The organism is Pseudomonas sp. TH08, from assembly GCF_016651275.1.
In the GTDB taxonomy this organism is placed as follows: Bacteria; Pseudomonadota; Gammaproteobacteria; order Pseudomonadales; family Pseudomonadaceae; genus Aquipseudomonas.
Window position 1 is genome coordinate 324,780 of the sequence record NZ_JAEKEE010000006.1, and the last position, 17,660, is coordinate 342,439.

A 17,660-nucleotide genomic window follows, 5' to 3' on the forward strand; every position below is an offset into this window, starting at 1 on the left:
TTGATTTCAGGGCTTGGCGGGCCAGGCGCTGACGAACTCGGTCAGATCAACCTTTTCCGCCACACGCGGTTCTTTCTGTGGCGTGCCGAGGTAGAGGAATGCAATCACCTCTTCGCCCTCTGCCAGGCCCAAGCCTTTGGCCACATGCTTCGAGTAAGCCAGATCACCGGTACGCCACACCGCACCAATCCCCTGCGCATACGCCGCCAGCAAAATCCCGTGCGCCGCGCACCCGGCCGCGAGCAATTGCTCGGCCTTCGGATACTTCACGTGATCCTGCAGCCTGGCGACCACCACAACCACCAGCGGCGCACGCAGCGGGCCATTGCGCGCCTTGTCGATCATCGCTTCAGTGACTTCGCCTTCCTGTTGCTGCGCGGCTTCAGCGAGCAACTCGCCCATCTGCTCGCGCGCCGCGCCTTCGATGGTCAGGAAACGATACGGCTGCAAATGCCCGTGATCCGGCGCACGCAATGCAGCACCAAACAACGCTTCGCGCTGCTCGGCAGTGGGGGCCGGTTCGACCAGTCGTGGAACGGAAACACGGTTGAGCAACGCGTCGAGAGCCTGCATCGGCCACCTCCAGAGAAAAATGTGCGGCTATTCTAGCGGTATCTGCCCACAGGATGCCGGTTTACATGCCCTGCCCCACGGGTAGAATGGCGCCCTTCCTACATCAGCCCGAGCGGACTTCATGGCGTTGCCGACCTTACGGATCATTGGTTTCATCATCGGCATCTTCCTGATCACCTTGGCCGTCGCCATGGTCGTGCCCATGGCTACGCTGGTGATTTTCGAGCGCACCAGCGACCTGCCGTCGTTCCTCTGGGCAAGCATGATCACCTTCGTCGCCGGCCTCGCGCTGGTGATTCCGGGCCGGCCGGAACACATTCATCTGCGCCCGCGCGACATGTACTTGCTGACCGTCAGCAGTTGGCTGGTGGTGTGCATTTTTGCGGCGCTACCGTTTCTGCTGACCCAGCACATCAGCTACACCGACTCGTTTTTTGAAAGCATGTCCGGCATCACTGCCACCGGCTCGACCGTACTCAGCGGCCTCGACACCATGTCCCCCGGCATCCTGATGTGGCGTTCGCTGTTGCACTGGCTAGGCGGCATCGGTTTTATCGGCATGGCAGTAGCGATTCTGCCGCTACTGCGCATCGGTGGCATGCGCCTGTTCCAGACTGAATCTTCCGACCGATCGGAAAAGGTCATGCCGCGCTCGCACATGGTGGCGCGCCTGATCGTGGCGGCGTACGTCGGCATCACCATTGTCGGTAGCCTGGCGTTCTGGTGGGCCGGGATGAGCCCGTTCGATGCAATCAACCACGCGATGTCGGCGATTTCCACCGGCGGGTTCTCGACCTCCGACCAGTCGCTGGCCAAGTGGACGCAACCGGCGGTGCACTGGGTTGCGGTGGTGATCATGATTCTCGGCAGCCTGCCATTCACCTTGTACGTGGCGACGATGCGCGGCAACCGCAAGGCGTTGCTCAGGGATCAGCAGGTGCAGGGTTTGCTCGGCATGTTGCTGGTGACCTGGCTGGTGCTCGGCACCTGGTACTGGTGGACGACCAACCTGCACTGGCTCGACGCACTGCGTCATGTCGCACTGAACGTGACGTCGGTGGTCACCACCACCGGTTTTGCCCTCGGTGACTACAGCCTGTGGGGCAACTTCTCGCTGATGCTGTTCTTCTATCTGGGGTTTGTCGGCGGCTGTTCCGGCTCGACGGCGGGCGGGATCAAGATTTTCCGTTTCCAGGTTGCCTACATCCTGCTCAAGGCCAACCTTAACCAGCTGATTCATCCGCGTGCAGTGATCAAGCAGAAGTACAACGGTCACCGTCTCGACGAAGAAATCGTCCGTTCGATTCTTACCTTTTCGTTCTTCTTCGCCATCACCATCTGCGTGATCGCGCTGCTCCTGTCTTTGCTTGGTGTCGACTGGATGACCGCACTGACCGGCGCCGCCAGTACCGTGTCGGGCGTCGGCCCCGGTCTGGGTGAAACGATTGGCCCGGCGGGCAACTTTGCGACCCTGCCGGATGCGGCGAAGTGGATCCTGTCATTCGGCATGCTGCTTGGCCGACTGGAGATCATTACGGTGTTTGTGCTGTGTATTCCGGCCTTTTGGCGTCATTGATCGCGTTCGGCGCCTGCAACAACCGCGTCCGGTAATCGCCGGGCGTGGTGTCGAACCAGCGGCGGAAGGCGCGGAAGAAGTTGCTCGGATCGGCAAAACCCAACAGATAAGCGATCTCCAGCAGCGTCATGCTCGGCTGCGCCAGATATTGCTCGGCCAGTTCGCGGCGGGTGTCATCGAGCAACTGCTGAAAACTCGTGCCCTCCTCCTGCAACCGCCGCTGCAAGGTGCGCTGCGACAGGTGCAGCGTCTGCGCCACGGTATCGCGCTTCGGTTCGCCCTGCGGCAGTAAGCGGCAGAGCACTTGCCGCGCCTTGTGGGTCACGCGGCTTTCTGAAAAACGTGCCAGATATTCCCCGGCAAAGCGGTCGTGCAGCAGCGCCATCGCCTCGTTGGCGGTGGGCAGTGGCGCCTCCATGTCGGCACGTTCGAAGATCAACGCGTCGTACGGCGCGTTGAACATCAGCGGCGCGTGAAAGGCTTGTTTATAGGGTTCCAGGTCATCCGGTTCAGCGCCCTGCACCAGCACTTTGACCGGGTGCAACGTGCGCCCGGTCAGCCATCCGCACAGGCCCAGCGCGCAGGCCAGCGAAGCCTCGGCACTTTGCCGGGTCGGCGGCAGGTGATCGCCGTGCACCGTCAGAATCAGTGCGTAACCTTCTTCGAGCAGACGAAAACTCAGGTCGGCACTTTCGGCGATGATCCGCTGATAACGCACCAATCGCTGAAAGCCTTCGGCGAGGGTATTACTCGACATCAAGGCATAGCCGGCGACATGAAACGAGGCCGGGCGCACGACTTTGCCCATGTTCAGGCCAATCGCCGGATTACCGGACAGTTCAACTGCCCGTTGCCACAGACGCGTCATGGAATCTTGCGGGAAGCGCGCATCCGGATCATCCAGGGCGGAGTAATCGAGCCCCAGTTGTTTGAACAGAACCCGGCAATCCAGGCCGTCCATCTCCAATGCTTTGACAATCCCCATCGCCCAGCTAGCAGAAGTCGTTCGTTCACTCATGGCATTTTTCTTTTACATGAGGGGCCGCATGTTACGGCCTGATTTGCGAAGGATACTAAAGTGGCGCCGATTGTCACTGGCCCACGCCAATGATCACTCTAGACTCAAATAAGCTACCCGCAGAACAACTCGTCGCCAGAACAATAACCACAGAGATCGCGGTCGTGGAAAACATCAAGCAATTCAACAGCTTCGCCGAGTTCTATCCGTATTACCTCAGCGAACACAACAACAGCACCTGCCGTCGCCTGCATTTCATCGGCACGACGCTGGTTATCTTCATTCTTGCCATGACCATCGCCAAGGGCGCCTGGCTGCTGTTATGGGCCTTGCCGCTGGCCGGTTACAGCTTTGCCTGGATCGGGCATTTCTTCTTTGAAAAGAACCGCCCGGCAACGTTTCAGCATCCGCTGTACAGCCTGCTCGGCGATTTCGTCATGTACCGCGACATGATTCTCGGGCGCGTGGCGTTCTGAACAACAAGAATTGATGAGGATGGCCGATGAACGCCAATGCCCGCTTCACCCATATGCAGGACGGTACGCAAGAGGACTGGGCGATCATCGCCGCCGACTTCAGCGCCTACGCCAAACAATTGCCCTCGCGGATCATGACCCACCTGAAATTGCTCGAAGGCGATTTCGGCGGATTTCCGGTGGACCGCCTCACCCACTCCCTGCAAACCGCGACCCGCGCATGGCGCGACGGACGCGACGAGGAATACGTGGTCTGCGCGCTCTTGCATGACATTGGCGACACCTTGGGCTCCTATAACCACCCGGACATTGCCGCGGCGATTCTCAAGCCGTTCGTCAGCGCCGAAAATCTGTGGATGGTCGAGAAACACGGGGTGTTTCAGGGTTACTACTTCTTCCATCACCTCGGCATGGATCGGCACCTGCGCGAGCAGTTCAAGGAACATCCACAGTTTCAGGCAACCGCCGAGTTTTGCGCCAAGTACGATGCGGCGGCGTTTGATCCGGCGTATGAGACCCTGCCGTTGAGTTTTTTTGAGCCGATGATGGAAAGGCTGTTTGCCTATCCGAAGAACTCGATCTACAAGGCTGCTATGGAAGAACACACCACAGCCTGAATTTGTCCGGAACCGCTGCGCGGCTCATCGCGAGCAGGCTCACTCCTACAGTTGACCGAATTTCCCCTGAAGGACCTCAGTTAACTGTAGGAGTGAGCCTGCTCGCGATGAGGCCCTCCAACCACCCGAGAATCAGGCGAGTTCGGCGACTTTGGCGGCCTTTAGCTCGGCCTCGCGCGCCTGCGCATCCGCCAGCCGATACAACTCGATCGTGCCATCCCAGTGTTCGATCAGCGCCGTGCACGACTCCACCCAATCGCCGCAATTGAGGTAGTCCACCTCGCCGACCTTGCGGATCTCCGCATGGTGAATGTGCCCGCACACCACGCCGTGCAGTTCGCGCTTCACGCATTCATGGGCGATGGCTTCTTCAAAATCGCTGATGAAACTCACCGCCGTCTTCACCTTGTGCTTCAGGTACGCCGACAACGACCAGTAACCGTAGCCATAACGGGCGCGCCAATGGTTGAGCCAGCGATTCAGCGTCAGGGTGAATTCGTAGGCCGAGTCGCCGAGAAACGCCAGCCAGCGGTGATAACGGGTGATCACATCAAACTGATCGCCGTGAATCACCAGCAGGTGGCGGCCGTCCGCCGTGACATGCACCGCTTCATCGACCAACTGAATGTTGCCCAGAATCAGCTTCGAGTAACGGCGCAGGAATTCATCGTGATTGCCGGTGACGTAAATCACTTCCGTGCCGCGCTTGCTCATGGTCAGCAAGCGGCGGATCACGTTGGTGTGCGCCTGCGGCCAGTACATGCCGCCGCGCAGCTTCCAGCCATCGATGATGTCGCCGACCAGGTAGATCTTGTCGGCGTGATAGCCCTTGAGAAACGTCGACAAATGTTCAGCCTGGCAATCGCGCGTGCCAAGGTGCACGTCGGAGATCCACAGGGTTCGCACCCGTTGTTTACGGCTGGGTTTGGCGAGCTCGGCGCTGGTCATGGGCAACCCTCTGGGATGTTTTCGCCAGCGTGCGCCCGCTCGGTTAATCGACCATGACAGGCGCGAGTCAGTCCTGTGACAGCGCACTCGCGGCACGCCGGTGTAGACTGTCGACCTGCCCGGAGACCTGCTCATGCGCCCGATCCTCACTTTGCGTCAGTACACTCACGACCTGATCGTCCACAGCCACGAGCACGCCCAATTGGTGTTCGGGCTGTCCGGCGCGCTGGATTTCGAGGTCGAGGGCTGTGGCAGTCAGGTGCGTCAGCAGAGTTTTGTCGTTATTCCGTCGGGCGCGCATCATGCGTGCGGCAGTCCCGATGGCAGCCGCTGTCTGGTGATGGATATTCCCGACGGACAATGGCTGGTTGACTCGCTGGGCGATCATGCCGACGCCAGCCGCCGTTTGCTTGATTCGCCTGCGCGCTTGTCGCTGGATTCGGGGCAGAGTCAGTTGGTCAGTTGGCTGGCGAACAGCCCGGTCAGCGATCCGTTGATCGCACAGCAAGGCGCGGTGCTGCTGTTGGCCAGCCTTAATCATGCGCAACCAGCCGAGCTTGCCGCCCGTCGTTTGCCCTATGCGGCGCTGGATGCACACATCGAGCAAAACGCCGCTTATCCGCTACAGGTTGCCGATCTGGCGCGGGTCGCCGGGCTCTCAAGCGCGCGCCTGCATGCACGCTTCATGGCCGAATGCGGGCAGACGCCGATGGATTACATCCGCAGCCGGCGGCTGCATCTGGCCGTGCAAATGCTCCGCGACACGGTTTTGCCGATGGGCGAAATTGCCAACCGCGTCGGTTACAGCTCGCAGAGTGCCTTTTCAGCGGCGGTTCTGCGTGAGTTCGGCGCATCACCCGGCCAGATTCGGCGCGACTCCTGCGACAAACGACGATAGTCCGCCGACAGACTTACTGACCTCTACACGCTTAAATGTAGGAGCTGCCGCAGGCTGCGATCTTTTGATCTTGTTTGTTTCGAAGCAAGATCAAAAGATCGCAGCCTGCGGCAGCTCCTACATTTGAGATAGAAGGATTGCAATGACTCCGCGTACCGCCCTCGGCGCCCTGCACATTGGTGCTTTGATGTTTGGCCTGACCGGTGTGTTCGGCAAACTCGCTGCGGCGTCGCCCGCCGTGATCGTGTTCGGGCGCGCAGCTTTCGCCGTGCTTGCCCTGGCATTCTTCGCCCGTTTCGCCAGCCAGAGCGGCTGGCAGAAACTTCAGGCCGTGGACTGGCGACGACTCATCCTCAGTGGTGTGTTGTTGGCCGGGCACTGGGTGAGCTTTTTCATTTCGGTGAAAGTCGCCGGCGTCGCCATCGCCACCCTGGGGTTTGCCAGTTTCCCGGCGTTCACGGTGATTCTCGAAGGGCTGATCTTCCGCGAGCGCATCCGCGCCAACGAAATCCTCCTGGTGGTGTTGGTCAGTGTTGGCTTGGTGCTGGTGACGCCCACCTTCGATCTGGCCAGCGGCTCGACCGTCGGCCTGCTCTGGGCGGTGTTGTCCGGGTTGCTGTTTTCCCTGTTGTCATTGACCAACCGCGCCAGTTCCGGGCGCATTCCGGCGGTGCAGGCGGCGTTGTGCCAAAACGTCGTGGTGGCGTTGTGTCTGCTACCGGTCGCGGCGCCGCAATTGAGCGAGGTGCGCGCACTGGACTGGCTGTGGATCGCCCTGCTCGGCGTGTTCTGCACCGGCGTCGCCCACAGCCTTTTCGTGGCCAGCCTGGCGGTGATCAAAGCGCGCACCGCCGCTGTGGTGTTCGCCATGGAGCCGGTTTACGGCATCACCATTGCCTGGTTGCTGTTCGATGAAAACCCGACACCGAAGATGCTCATCGGCGGTGCGCTGATCATCGTCGCCATCGTAGTGTCGGCGCGGATGTCAGGCCATGCTGACAAGAAAGCCGTCGCCGCCGAGGCCGCCTCTCACTGAGTGCGGTCGTTGTGGCCGAGGTCGCGCTCAGGATCAATCTGATCGCGCACCCGCTGCTTGAGCACCTTGGCCTCCGGAAAACCACCGTCGGCCTTGCGTTCCCAGATCTGCACGCCGTCGCAGGTAATGTGAAACACCCCGCCGGTGCCGGGCACCAATGAGACTTTGCCAAGATCATCACCGAAGGTGCTGAGCAGTTCCTGCGCCAGCCACGCGGCGCGCAGCAGCCACTGGCATTGCGTGCAATAAGTGATGACAACTTCCGCTTTGGCGACAGTCATGTTCGTTGAAACTCCTGAGACAGAGGGCGCCGCTATAATAGCCGGCTTTATCGCTTGCCCCGAGACTCACAATGCGCCGTCTGCTGTTCTGCCTGCTGCTTGGTTTCCTTCCATTTCTTGTTCACGCCAGCGTTCCGGCCAGTGAGGCAACGCGGCCGAAAGTCGGTCTGGTGTTGTCCGGCGGTGCTGCACGCGGGCTGGCGCACATCGGCGTACTCAAGGCGCTGGAAGAGCAAGGCATCAAGATCGACGCAATCGCCGGCACCAGCATGGGCGCGGTGATTGGCGGGCTGTATGCGTCGGGGTACAAGATCGATGAGTTGGAAAAACTCGCGCTGAACATCGACTGGCAGCAGGCGCTGTCCGATGCGCCGCCGCGTGAAGACGTGCCGTTCCGGCGCAAGCAGGATGACCGCGACTTTCTGGTGAAACAGAAACTGAGCTTTCGCGACGACGGCAGCCTCGGCCTGCCGCTGGGGGTGATTCAAGGTCAGAACCTCGCGCTGCTGCTGGAAAGCCTGCTGGCCCACACCAGCGACACCCGCGATTTCGACAAACTGCCGATCCCGTTCCGTGCCGTCGCCACCGACATCGCCAATGGCGAAAAAGTGGTGTTCCGCAAAGGCCACCTGCCCCAGGTTATCCGCGCCAGCATGTCGATCCCGGCGGTGTTCGCCCCGGTCGAACTCGACGGACGGCTGCTGGTGGACGGCGGCATGACCGACAACATCCCCCTCGATGTCGCGCGGGAGATGGGCGTCGATGTGGCCATCGTCGTCGACATCGGTACGCCGCTGCGCAATCGCAAGCAATTGACCACCGTCGTCGATGTGCTGAACCAGTCGATCACTCTGATGACCCGGCGTAACTCGGAGGAGCAACTGGCAGCGCTTAAACCTACCGATGTGTTAGTCCAGCCGGCGCTGGCAGCGTACGGCGTCACCGATTTCGGCAAGGCTCAGGAGATGATCGACGCTGGTTACCGTGCCACCCGAATCCTCGACGCACGCCTTGCCATGCTCAAACCCAAAGAGTCCCAGGACGCCGAGCTCAATGCCGCCCGCTCGCCGGGCCAGCGCACGCCAATCATCACCGCGATCCGCGTCGAGAACGACTCGAAAGTCGATGACGATGTGATCCGCTACTACATCCGTCAGCACATCGGCGAGCCACTGGATCTGGGACGCCTGCACTCGGACATGGGCACCTTGTACGGCCTCGACTACTTCGAGCAGGTGCAATACCGCGTGGTTCACAAGGGCCAGGATCACACGCTGGTGATCAGCGCTCGCGGCAAGCGCAGCGGCACCGATTACCTGCGGGTCGGTCTGAACCTGTCGGACGACATGCGCGGCGACAGCGCCTTCAACCTCGGCGCCAGTTACCGCATCAACGGGATCAACCGCCTCGGCGCGGAATGGCTGACCCGCGCGCAGATTGGCGACAAACAGGAGCTGTACACCGAGTTCTATCAGCCGCTGGACGTCGGTTCGCGCTACTTTGTTGCGCCGTATGCCTCGTTCGAAGCGCAAAACGTCGATTCGGTGCTCGATAATGATCCGATCGCGCAGTACCGCGTGGAGCGCTATGGTTTCGGTCTTAACCTGGGTCGGCAAATCGGCAACAACGGCGAAGTGCGTTTCGGTGTCGGCGAGGCGTGGGGCAAGGCTGATGTGCGCATTGGCGACCAGGATCTGCCGAGCGAGAGTTTCACCGAAGGCTTCTACTCCTTGAAGTACTCGTACGACTCACTGGACAACGTTTACTTCCCTCATGAAGGCAAGGACATCAGCCTGACACTGATGCAGTTCGAACCGGGCCTGGGTTCAGACACGCGCTACCGGCAGTGGGAGTTCAAGCTCGATAAAGCGATGAGCCATGGGCCTGACACGCTGATTCTCGGGGGGCGTTACGGCCGCACGCTGGACAATGCCAATGTGGTGACGTCGAGCTTTTTGCTAGGCGGCGCGCGGCAGCTGTCGGGCTTCCGTGAAGATGCGATTTCCGGGCAGAACGTCAGTCTGATGCGCGCCGTGTATTTCCGTCGTTTGACGCCTCGCTCGTACCTGCCGCTGGACTTCCCGCTGTATGCCGGCGCCTCGCTGGAACGCGGTCGGGCCTGGAACAACGACAATGAGTTCGACAGTGGCTACATCAATGCGGCGAGCGTGTTTATCGGCTTCGATACGCCGTTGGGGCCATTGAATTTCAGTTACGGGCTGAATGATGCGGATGAGCAGGCCGTGTACCTCAACCTCGGCCAAACCTTCTGATCAAGATTCAGAGTGGGGCTGCCTGTTCTATTGCCATCCCGGGCTTGCCCGCGATGACGTCGTTTAGAACACCACATCAGTGTCGGTACGCCTGGGTCAACGGATGCCTGCCAGAAGGGTCCTGGCGGTTTGCTTCAATGGCTCATCGCCTTCCTTGAGCAGCTCATTGAGCAAGGCAATCGCGCTGTCGATGTCACCGTCATCGATGCACGTCTGTGCCTGTTCGAGCTTGCCAGCAGCGGCCTCATCGACAGGATCGGCCAGTTGCAGATCCAGCGGCTCCAACGCCAGCGACGACGGCGGATCAGCGAACTCATTGAGAAAGTCATCGTCCAGCGGTTGCGCATCGGGCTCGGGAATCCATTCCAGCTCGGCTTCTTCACTGGCCGCCACCTGAGGCAGTTCGAAGTCCTGCGGCAGCACTTGCAGGCGTGCACCGAGACCCGACGCAGGTGCCGATGGCTCAATGGCTGCTGTTCGACTGTCGTCCAGATCCCAACTGGAGTCCATCGACAGCTCACCCAGATTCAATTCGAAATCATCCTTGACCGGCGCAGGTTCAGAGTCGGCTGCGACGAGGGGCACGACACTGGCGACCACTGGCGCAGCAGCCGCCAGCGGTGCAGCATTCAGCAGTTTCGGATAACGCTCGCGGATGGCATGCAATTGCTGCTCATCGACGCCCTGCTGCCGCAGCTGACTTTCCTGCTGCTCGTACGCCGCGCTATCGCCCTGTCGCCCGAGCACTTCCAGCAATTGCACACCGAGGTCGATGCGTTCCGGCTCTTTGTGCAAGGCTTCGCGCAGCAAACCGACAGCCTCCCCCAAACGCCCGTAGGCCAGATAAATCCCCACCGCTTCCAGCACATCGCCCGCCGCCGGCTCTTCTCGCTGTTCAGCCACAGCGTGAGCCGTGACGGAACGGCTATCTTCGGTTTCATCAACATCCGGATCATTGCGCAGCGGCAGGATCGGCAGCGGTGCAACGCCTTGCAGCTGCTGTTGGCGTCGGCGATGAACAAACAACGCGGCCAGCACCCCCAGCAACAACACCAGCCCCCGAGCAGCGGCCAGCTCAAACCTTCATCCGGGGATTCGACGGGTGCAGCAACAGGCGTTGGCGTCGGTGTGACGACCGGCGCGGGCGGTGCTTTTTGCAGCTCGACCAGGCGCGTTTGCAGTTCGCTCATCTGCTTTTTGCCGTCAGCGATCAGCGCCTGTTGCTCCTGCAGTTTGGCATTCAACTCATCGATGGTTTTTTGCTGTTGCTGGTTCTGCAGCACGCTGGCGGCCAGTTGCTCGGCGAGCGCATCGTTGGCGGGTGCCGCGAGTGGTGGTTGCGTCGGGACTGTTGCGGGCTTGCCCTGCGCTGCCTGGGGAGGCGCCGTGGCAGGTTCGACGGTGGGAAATGCGGAAGATTGCGGGCGCGGATCCGGCTCATCGGTAGCCGGCACGATAGCGGATGAGCCCGGTGGATCGATCAGCACGGTGTACTCACGCAGCACTCGGCCGTTGGGCTGATTAAGCTGCACGAGAAAATTCAGAAAGGGTTCATTCACCGGTTTGCTCGACGTCACCCGGATCATCTGGCGATTGCCATGCAGAATCGGCGCGAACTTGAGGTCGTTGAGGAAAAACACCCGTTCGACGCCGGCCTGACCGAACTCGTCCGCCGTGGCCAGGCTCACCGAGATATCGTTTTGCGTCAGCGCACCGACATCCACTAAAGCGATGTCAGCCTTGAGCGGCTGATTGAGGGCTGAATGGACGGTGATGTCACCCAGCCCCAACGCCATCGACCCGGTCGAATAGCTGAATACGCCAGCGATCAGCAACCTTTTGGCGCCACCGCGCAGTACCACGTGCCAACTTGCGAGCATGAGCATCCCTTAAATAAGCAAAACCGACTTCTATGCGTTCGCACATCCGGTACGAACACGATATTGCCCAGTAGTTCTTATAGTCTGCTCAGCGCGATCTCTCAAAAAAACGGCACGGGGTTGTGCCTCAAGATTTTTCCAGATTAGCCAGAATGTGCCCGTGAACACGCATGCACACCTTCAAATCCGCCTCGTCGACGCCGTCGAATAATTCGTGACGCAGTTGCGTGGCAATGGTTTCGATCTGTTCGATCAGCGGCAAGGCCGGAGCGCAGAGGACGATTTTTTTCGCCCGACGGTCTTCCATCACAGACTGGCGTTGCACCAGACCCTGGCTTTCCAGACTATCGAGCAAGCGTGCGAGGGTCGGGCCTTCAACGCCGACGCTTTGCGCCAGCTCGCGTTGAGTCGGCGCGTCTTCGAAACGCGCCAGATGCAGCAGCACCAGCCAGCGCGCCTGTGACAGGCCGAGGCCGGCGAGCCGGCGGTCCAGTTCGGCACGCCAGCCACGTGACATCTGGGCCAGTTGCATGCCAAAGCGGTGTTGATCGGTTAACGGCATAAAACACTCACGGTTAGACTGAAAATAAAGAATTTCTAATTATTAGCCAGCTAAGCATGAGCTGCAGTTATAGGCAAGAGTGGCTCTGTACTGAATCGTTACAACTGTATGGGGCTTGGCGCATACGTCGCCTCACATTTCAAATTCCGATTGCAACGCAGCCCGCACGCAATAAAGCACGCCTTCCGGAACCCGCCCGGCAAACAGCTCGGCGATTTCGGCGACCGACGGCAACTCGCCTTCGCCATCGAGGAACGCGTCCTGCACTTCGCCCATCAGTTCTTCAGGCAAGTCCAGCGCTTGCTCCAGCGACAACTGCTGCTTGCCAATCGCTTCGGCGAGCATGGTGTAAACGTTCTTTTCCGAGCACTGCAACTGACCGGCGATCTGCAACGGCGTCATGCCGGCGCGGGCCAGAGTGATCAGTTCGTGGCGAACATCGGCGACTGCTTTCGGCGCCTCGACTGCGCCGCCCAACACTTCCAGGAAGGCCTCGCCATAACGTTCCAGCTTGCGTGCACCGACGCCGCTGACCGTGGCCATTTCCGCCAGCGAGGTCGGCTGGCTGCGGAGCATTTCGAGCAGCGTCGAATCGGGGAAGATGACGTACGGCGGCACACCGTGCTCTTCGGCGAGTTTGCGTCGCAACGCACGCAGCGCTTCCCACTGTTCGCGTTCTTCGCCACGCACCAGTTGGCTGGCCGGGCTCTTGCTGTTGGTCTTGGCGGCAACTTGCGGTTTCAGATCGCGGCGCAGTTCCAGGCTCACTTCGCCCTTGAGCAGCGGCCGGCAACTGTCGTTCAGGCGCAGACCGCCATAACCCTCGTGATCGACATCCGCCAGCCCGCGCGCCACCAATTGGCGAAACAGCGAGCGCCACTCGCTCTCGCTCAACGCCTTGCCAACGCCCCACACCGACAGGTGCTGATGGCCGAAACTGCGGATTTTCTCGTTGTCCTTGCCCAGCAGCACATCGACCAGGTGACCGACGCCATAACGCTGGCCGGTGCGGAAAATCGCCGACAACGCCTGACGTGCAGGCTCGGTGGCGTCCCAAGTCTGCACGCCATCGACGCAGTTGTCGCAATGGCCGCACGGCTCGGGCATGTCTTCGTCGAAGTACGCCAGCAGCGTCTGGCGACGGCAGCGGGTTTCCTCGCACAGCGAAAGCATGGCGTCGAGCTTGTGCTGCTCCAGACGCTTGTGCCGCTCGTCGCCTTCGGAGTTTTGCAGCATCTGCTTGAGCATCACCACGTCTTGCAGACCGTAGGCCATCCACGCATCGGCCGGCAGACCGTCACGGCCACCGCGACCGGTTTCCTGGTAATACGCTTCAAGGGATTTCGGCAGATCGAGGTGCGCGACGAAGCGTACGTTGGGCTTGTCGATGCCCATGCCGAACGCCACGGTGGCGACCATGATCAGACCTTCCTCGTTGAGAAAGCGCTTCTGGTTGAAGGCGCGCAAATCATTGGGCAGACCGGCGTGATACGGCAGCGCCGGGAAGCCTTGCTCGCTCAAGAATGTCGCGACTTCTTCGACTTTCTTGCGCGACAGGCAATAAACGATGCCTGCATCGCTACGGCGCTCGGCAAGGAACGCCAGCAACTGCTTGCGCGGCTGCTCCTTGGGCACGATGCGGTAAAAGATGTTCGGACGGTCGAAGCTCGACAGAAAGCGCTCGGCGTTCTGCAGATGCAGGCGGGTGACGATTTCTTCGCGGGTACGCTTGTCGGCGGTCGCGGTCAGGGCGATGCGCGGCACGTCCGGAAACAGCTCGGCCAATTGGCCCAGTTGCAGGTATTCCGGACGGAAGTCGTGGCCCCATTGCGATACGCAATGCGCTTCGTCGATGGCGAACAAGGCGATGTTCAAGCCTTGCAGGAACGACAGCATGCGCGGCTGCACCAAGCGCTCGGGCGCCAGGTACAGCATCTTTACTTCACCGCGCTTGATCCGCGTGGCGAGGTCGCGCTGCTGCTCGGCGCTCAACGTCGAGTTCAACGCAGCAGCGGCCACCCCCAGTTCTTCGAGGGTGGCGACCTGGTCGTCCATCAACGCGATCAACGGCGACACCACCACCGCCAGGCCTTCGCGCAGCAGTGCCGGCACCTGGAAGCACAGGGACTTGCCGCCACCGGTAGGCATCAGCACCAGCGCATCACCGCCACTGGCCACGCGCTCAATGATTGCACCCTGACGGCCACGGAAACTGTCGTAGCCGAAGATGTCCTTGAGGACGCGTTGAGCCTGTTCGAGCATAAAAACTCCAAAAATCACAAAAACATCCCTGCAAGGCTGGTTCATGACGGGCAAAGCTGCACCGCAGAATCGTAAGAACGCATTGCATGACAGCCGCAATACGGGCAGGGAGCGCAAAGCGCGGCAGTATACCCGAGCCCTCCCCTGCACAGGGCGCCGCTTATACCTTCAAATCAAGTCATGCCCGGTAGGAGCTGCTGCAGGCTGCGATCTTCTGATCTGGATCTTGATGTTGATCTTGAAAAAATAAAATCAAAAGATCGCAGCCTTCGGCAGCTCCTACAGGGGATATGCAGGGCGCAGCGGGGCAAATCTGCCGTGCGGCTGGCTTGAGCGCTCAAGAAGGCCTAGAATTCCCGCATTGTTTATTCCCCCAAGGTAGCCCCGTAATGTCCTTCGCTGAGCAACTGACCCGCCTGCAAGTTTTCCTCGATGCCGACGAGCTGCACGACGAGGCGCTGGATTACGTGGCCGCTCACGGCTACCTGACCGCGCTGTCGATCTGCGCCGAAGACGTACCGGAGCGTGAATGGATCGACGCCCTGTTCGCTGAAGAGCCGCATTACAGCAGCGACGCCCAGCGCGAAGAAATCGAAGCCACCCTGATCGGCCTCAAGGCGCACATCGCCCGTCAACTCGCTTCCGACGAAGAATTCGAGCTGCCATGCGAACTGGATCTGGGCGAAGAGCCGGACGATTCCGAACTGCGCGGCTGGTGCATCGGCTTCATGGAAGGCGTGTTCCTGCGTGAAGCAGCCTGGTTCGAAACCGCCGAAGAAGAAGTCAGCGAGATGCTCCTGCCGATCATGGTCGGTTCGGGCCTGTTCGACGAACAGCCAGAGTTCGAAGACATCGCCAAGGACGCCAACCTGATGGACGACATGATCGTGCAGATCCCGGAAGCCCTGACCGCGCTGTACCTGCTGTGCCAGGCGCCAGACGAGAAGCCGGCGATCCTCAAACCACGTCATCACTAAGTCGCAGCCTATGGACAATCCCATAGGCAACCGCTCCCTGATGTTGCGCTACCTGCTGCTGGCCATTGGCTGGCTCAGCGTGGCATTAGGGGTGATCGGTATTTTCCTTCCTGTCCTGCCCACCACCCCTTTCCTGCTCCTCGCGGCCGCGTGCTTCGCGCGCAGCTCTCCGCGTTTCTATCAATGGCTGGTCGAGCATCCGCGACTGGGGCCATGGATCCGCGATTACCTCGATGGCAACGGCATTCCGCTCAAGGGCAAGGTCTATGCGATCGGCCTGATGTGGGCGAGCATTCTGTTCTCGTGTTATCTGGTGCCACTGCCGTGGGCGCGGGGGTTCATGCTGACGAGTGCGGTATTGGTGACGATTTATATTTTGCGGCAGAAGACGTTGCACAAGCCCTGACCGCCCGGGACTGACCGTTCGTCTTAAACCGTCGACTACCTGTCAGATCTGACAGTAGGCAAGCACTGGCGCTGGTTATCTAATGCTGAGCACCTCTCAAAGAAGGTTCTCAGCCATGACCAGCCAACCGGTGAATATTTCTTCAGCCAGCGACGAACAACTGGTGGTTTTCCCACCTGATCGAGGCCTCGGGATTCTTGCCGTCTCCCCGCCCTTCCCGATTGGTTTCAAACCGCAACAAGACGGCGCCTTGGGTATCAATATCAATCTGGTGCACGGTGATCGTGATGGACTGCTGGTGTACATCCTCGCCTACTTGAATATGTCTGTTGGCGACAACATCAGGGTGTTCATTGAAAACAGGAATGTTCCTGTCGCCGAGTTTTCGGTCACCGATGCGCACTTCGAAGTTGACGGCACAGCGAAAAACATACCGTTCTACATTTCAGCCGACATCATGGAAGCCAGATTCGATTTCCTGAAACCACAAAACAAGGATTTCTGGGTCGACATCCAGCGAGTCAGCGGCAACCCCTCCGACCCCTCGATCCCCGTCTCGTTGTTTTACAAATACCCCGCGCCCGGTGAGGCCGATACCGATGGTGGAAAACCTTTCAACCAGGGCCTCAAGCTACCCGTCGCTTCGGAAACGGTCGTCGACCAGACCGTGATCGACGAGGGCATGTTCGTAACGGTGCTGGAGTACTTCAATCAATGTGTCGGCGATGTCGTGGTGCTGGCCTTTGGTTCTCTATTGCTGGAGACCACTGTCAGCGAATTGGGTGATGTGCTCTTTGAGCTGAGCCCGGATCAGCTCGCCACCCTAAAGCCCACCAATAGCCTGGTGGTGCGTTGGGAAGTGTTCGATGTGGTGGAAAATGCCAGCGGCTGGTCGGACTCGCTCATCCTCACGTTCAAACCTGGCGTTGTGTTATTGGCCGCGCCGATTTTCGAACAAGCAGATGCTGATGATGTAGTGGACCACAACAATCTCGCAGGCGGCCCTTTGAATATCCTGGTCACCGGGATATTTGCCGTCAATGACGTGATTGATTTGACTCTGCAAGGACTGACCAAAGGTGGCGACAGTGTCAGCCACACCTACAGCCAGAGACTCAGCGCTGCTAGCAGGCTGCTGACTTTCCCCGTCGAGAATGAGCGCGTGCGCAATCTGATCGACGGGTCGGCGCGCGCGTCCTACCTGTTGACCAAGGCAGGCAAGACCCAGCCCTCCAAACCCGCTGATGCCACGTTCACAGGCACCTCCCAACCACTGGGCCAACCGATTGTCGAGCCGCTGGTGGATGGCAAGTTGCCGGCCGACACGGCCATGGCTACCGTGACAGTCGCCCATTACTGGCCGTTGAAAAACGGCGCGAAGGTCGAGCTTCGCTGGCAGACCACCGACCTCGACGGAGTGGCAACGCTGTTCATTTTTGCTCTCATCGTCACCGACCCGACGCAAGCGGTTTTCTTCAAGGTGCCGGCAAGGTATATCGCGCCCTTCGCGGACACGCCTTTGACCGTACAAAACACCATCACCAATCCGGGTGAAGTCGAAGTATTTTCTGAGCTGGCACAATTGAAATTTGGCGAGGGTAAAAAGCCGTTTGCGGCTTGGGCTGGACGTTCCCGAGATACATTGAATCGTTGGCACAAAGAGGCGAAGTCGGTCTGACCGCGCAAATCCGTGCGGTCATGGCCCGTTGCTACTTTCAACCCTGGTTCGCATGGAGAGCAGGCCCAACGTATCCCGAACTGGCCAATGCCTGGACCAGCACCGTGAGTGGCAGCTCGGCAGAGGTTTACAACACTGATACCCGAAGCTTCGGATGGTTGGCGCAAACGGCCGACCCTCATGACGGATTGAGCTTTTC

15 protein-coding genes and 1 pseudogene are annotated in these 17,660 nt (G+C 59.9%); 9 read left to right on the forward strand and 7 right to left on the reverse strand.

All coding sequences use genetic code 11. The annotated features are described in order from the left end of the window. Nucleotides 1-6: 6 nt before the first annotated feature. Nucleotides 7-573, reverse strand: a complete 567-nt coding sequence (locus JFT91_RS27820) for a nitroreductase family protein (protein WP_201227491.1) — start codon at nt 571-573, stop codon at nt 7-9. Between the two features lie 121 nt (nt 574-694). Between JFT91_RS27820 and JFT91_RS27825 the strand changes: the two genes are divergently transcribed. Further along, nucleotides 695-2,149, forward strand: a complete 1,455-nt coding sequence (locus tag JFT91_RS27825; RefSeq protein WP_201227492.1) for a TrkH family potassium uptake protein — start codon at nt 695-697, stop codon at nt 2,147-2,149. Here JFT91_RS27825 and JFT91_RS27830 read toward each other — a convergent pair. Beyond that, nucleotides 2,106-3,167, reverse strand: coding sequence for an AraC family transcriptional regulator (locus JFT91_RS27830; RefSeq protein ID WP_201227493.1), 1,062 nt, complete (start codon nt 3,165-3,167; stop codon nt 2,106-2,108). The genes JFT91_RS27825 and JFT91_RS27830 overlap by 44 nt on opposite strands. Nucleotides 3,168-3,331: 164 nt before the next feature. Here JFT91_RS27830 and JFT91_RS27835 point away from each other — a divergent pair, with 164 nt between their 5' ends. Both JFT91_RS27835 and JFT91_RS27840 read left to right on the forward strand, forming a co-directional pair. Further along, complete coding sequence (locus JFT91_RS27835; protein ID WP_201148330.1) at nt 3,332-3,643, forward strand: Mpo1-like protein; 312 nt, start codon at nt 3,332-3,334, stop codon at nt 3,641-3,643. 26 nt (nt 3,644-3,669) lie between these two features. Next, on the forward strand, nt 3,670-4,260 hold the full coding sequence (locus JFT91_RS27840) for an HD domain-containing protein (RefSeq protein WP_201234469.1): 591 nt from the start codon (nt 3,670-3,672) through the stop codon (nt 4,258-4,260). 132 nt (nt 4,261-4,392) lie between these two features. Here the strand turns inward: JFT91_RS27840 and JFT91_RS27845 are convergent, their stop codons facing one another. Beyond that, nucleotides 4,393-5,208: a UDP-2,3-diacylglucosamine diphosphatase gene (locus tag JFT91_RS27845; RefSeq protein ID WP_201148332.1), complete on the reverse strand. Its 816-nt coding sequence runs from the start codon at nt 5,206-5,208 to the stop codon at nt 4,393-4,395. A 133-nt stretch (nt 5,209-5,341) separates the two neighbouring features. Here JFT91_RS27845 and JFT91_RS27850 point away from each other — a divergent pair, with 133 nt between their 5' ends. Together JFT91_RS27850 and JFT91_RS27855 are read left to right on the forward strand one after the other, a co-directional pair. Beyond that, a complete protein-coding gene (locus JFT91_RS27850) occupies nt 5,342-6,106 on the forward strand; it encodes an AraC family transcriptional regulator (protein ID WP_201234470.1) in 765 nt (254 codons plus the stop codon). A 142-nt stretch (nt 6,107-6,248) separates the two neighbouring features. Continuing rightward, entirely contained in the window at nt 6,249-7,142 is an 894-nt protein-coding gene (locus JFT91_RS27855; RefSeq protein WP_201234471.1) for a DMT family transporter, read from the forward strand. Here JFT91_RS27855 and JFT91_RS27860 read toward each other — a convergent pair. Beyond that, entirely contained in the window at nt 7,136-7,423 is a 288-nt protein-coding gene (locus tag JFT91_RS27860) for an Rdx family protein (RefSeq protein WP_201227497.1), read from the reverse strand. The two genes, JFT91_RS27855 and JFT91_RS27860, sit on opposite strands and share 7 nt — an antisense overlap. Before the next feature lie 71 nt (nt 7,424-7,494). Between JFT91_RS27860 and JFT91_RS27865 the strand changes: the two genes are divergently transcribed. Continuing rightward, nucleotides 7,495-9,696 carry a patatin-like phospholipase family protein gene (locus tag JFT91_RS27865; RefSeq protein WP_201234472.1) on the forward strand — a complete coding sequence of 734 codons (2,202 nt, stop codon included), beginning with the start codon at nt 7,495-7,497 and terminating at the stop codon, nt 9,694-9,696. 96 nt (nt 9,697-9,792) lie between these two features. Here JFT91_RS27865 and JFT91_RS27870 read toward each other — a convergent pair. The 3 genes and pseudogenes from JFT91_RS27870 to recQ all read right to left on the reverse strand — a co-directional run bounded on the left by JFT91_RS27870 (nt 9,793) and on the right by recQ (nt 14,400). Continuing rightward, nucleotides 9,793-11,576 (reverse strand): annotated as a pseudogene (locus JFT91_RS27870) (motility hub landmark protein FimV). 127 nt (nt 11,577-11,703) lie between these two features. Then, a complete protein-coding gene (locus JFT91_RS27875; RefSeq protein ID WP_201148334.1) occupies nt 11,704-12,138 on the reverse strand; it encodes a MarR family transcriptional regulator in 435 nt (144 codons plus the stop codon). A 132-nt stretch (nt 12,139-12,270) separates the two neighbouring features. Continuing rightward, nucleotides 12,271-14,400 (reverse strand): DNA helicase RecQ, encoded by a 2,130-nt coding sequence (recQ, locus tag JFT91_RS27880; protein WP_201227500.1) that lies wholly within the window; start codon nt 14,398-14,400, stop codon nt 12,271-12,273. A gap of 389 nt (nt 14,401-14,789) precedes the next feature. Here recQ and JFT91_RS27885 point away from each other — a divergent pair, with 389 nt between their 5' ends. The 3 genes from JFT91_RS27885 (at nt 14,790) to JFT91_RS27895 (ending at nt 17,461) form a co-directional block, all read left to right on the forward strand. After that, on the forward strand, nt 14,790-15,377 hold the full coding sequence (locus JFT91_RS27885; RefSeq protein ID WP_007919726.1) for a UPF0149 family protein: 588 nt from the start codon (nt 14,790-14,792) through the stop codon (nt 15,375-15,377). A 10-nt stretch (nt 15,378-15,387) separates the two neighbouring features. Next, nucleotides 15,388-15,783 (forward strand): YbaN family protein, encoded by a 396-nt coding sequence (locus JFT91_RS27890; protein WP_201234473.1) that lies wholly within the window; start codon nt 15,388-15,390, stop codon nt 15,781-15,783. 115 nt (nt 15,784-15,898) lie between these two features. Then, nucleotides 15,899-17,461 carry a hypothetical protein gene (locus tag JFT91_RS27895; RefSeq protein ID WP_201234474.1) on the forward strand — a complete coding sequence of 521 codons (1,563 nt, stop codon included), beginning with the start codon at nt 15,899-15,901 and terminating at the stop codon, nt 17,459-17,461. Nucleotides 17,462-17,660: the final 199 nt, after the last annotated feature.

Coding starts and splice junctions, on each gene's coding strand:
- JFT91_RS27825 (WP_201227492.1), top strand. CDS start 695: ATGGCGTTGCCGACCTTACGGATCATTGGTTTCATCATCGGCATCTTC.
- JFT91_RS27865 (WP_201234472.1), top strand. CDS start 7,495: ATGCGCCGTCTGCTGTTCTGCCTGCTGCTTGGTTTCCTTCCATTTCTT.
- JFT91_RS27890 (WP_201234473.1), top strand. CDS start 15,388: ATGGACAATCCCATAGGCAACCGCTCCCTGATGTTGCGCTACCTGCTG.
- JFT91_RS27850 (WP_201234470.1), top strand. CDS start 5,342: ATGCGCCCGATCCTCACTTTGCGTCAGTACACTCACGACCTGATCGTC.
- JFT91_RS27830 (WP_201227493.1), bottom strand. CDS start 3,167: ATGAGTGAACGAACGACTTCTGCTAGCTGGGCGATGGGGATTGTCAAA.
- JFT91_RS27840 (WP_201234469.1), top strand. CDS start 3,670: ATGAACGCCAATGCCCGCTTCACCCATATGCAGGACGGTACGCAAGAG.
- JFT91_RS27885 (WP_007919726.1), top strand. CDS start 14,790: ATGTCCTTCGCTGAGCAACTGACCCGCCTGCAAGTTTTCCTCGATGCC.
- JFT91_RS27875 (WP_201148334.1), bottom strand. CDS start 12,138: ATGCCGTTAACCGATCAACACCGCTTTGGCATGCAACTGGCCCAGATG.
- JFT91_RS27860 (WP_201227497.1), bottom strand. CDS start 7,423: ATGACTGTCGCCAAAGCGGAAGTTGTCATCACTTATTGCACGCAATGC.
- JFT91_RS27845 (WP_201148332.1), bottom strand. CDS start 5,208: ATGACCAGCGCCGAGCTCGCCAAACCCAGCCGTAAACAACGGGTGCGA.
- JFT91_RS27855 (WP_201234471.1), top strand. CDS start 6,249: ATGACTCCGCGTACCGCCCTCGGCGCCCTGCACATTGGTGCTTTGATG.
- recQ (WP_201227500.1), bottom strand. CDS start 14,400: ATGCTCGAACAGGCTCAACGCGTCCTCAAGGACATCTTCGGCTACGAC.
- JFT91_RS27820 (WP_201227491.1), bottom strand. CDS start 573: ATGCAGGCTCTCGACGCGTTGCTCAACCGTGTTTCCGTTCCACGACTG.
- JFT91_RS27895 (WP_201234474.1), top strand. CDS start 15,899: ATGACCAGCCAACCGGTGAATATTTCTTCAGCCAGCGACGAACAACTG.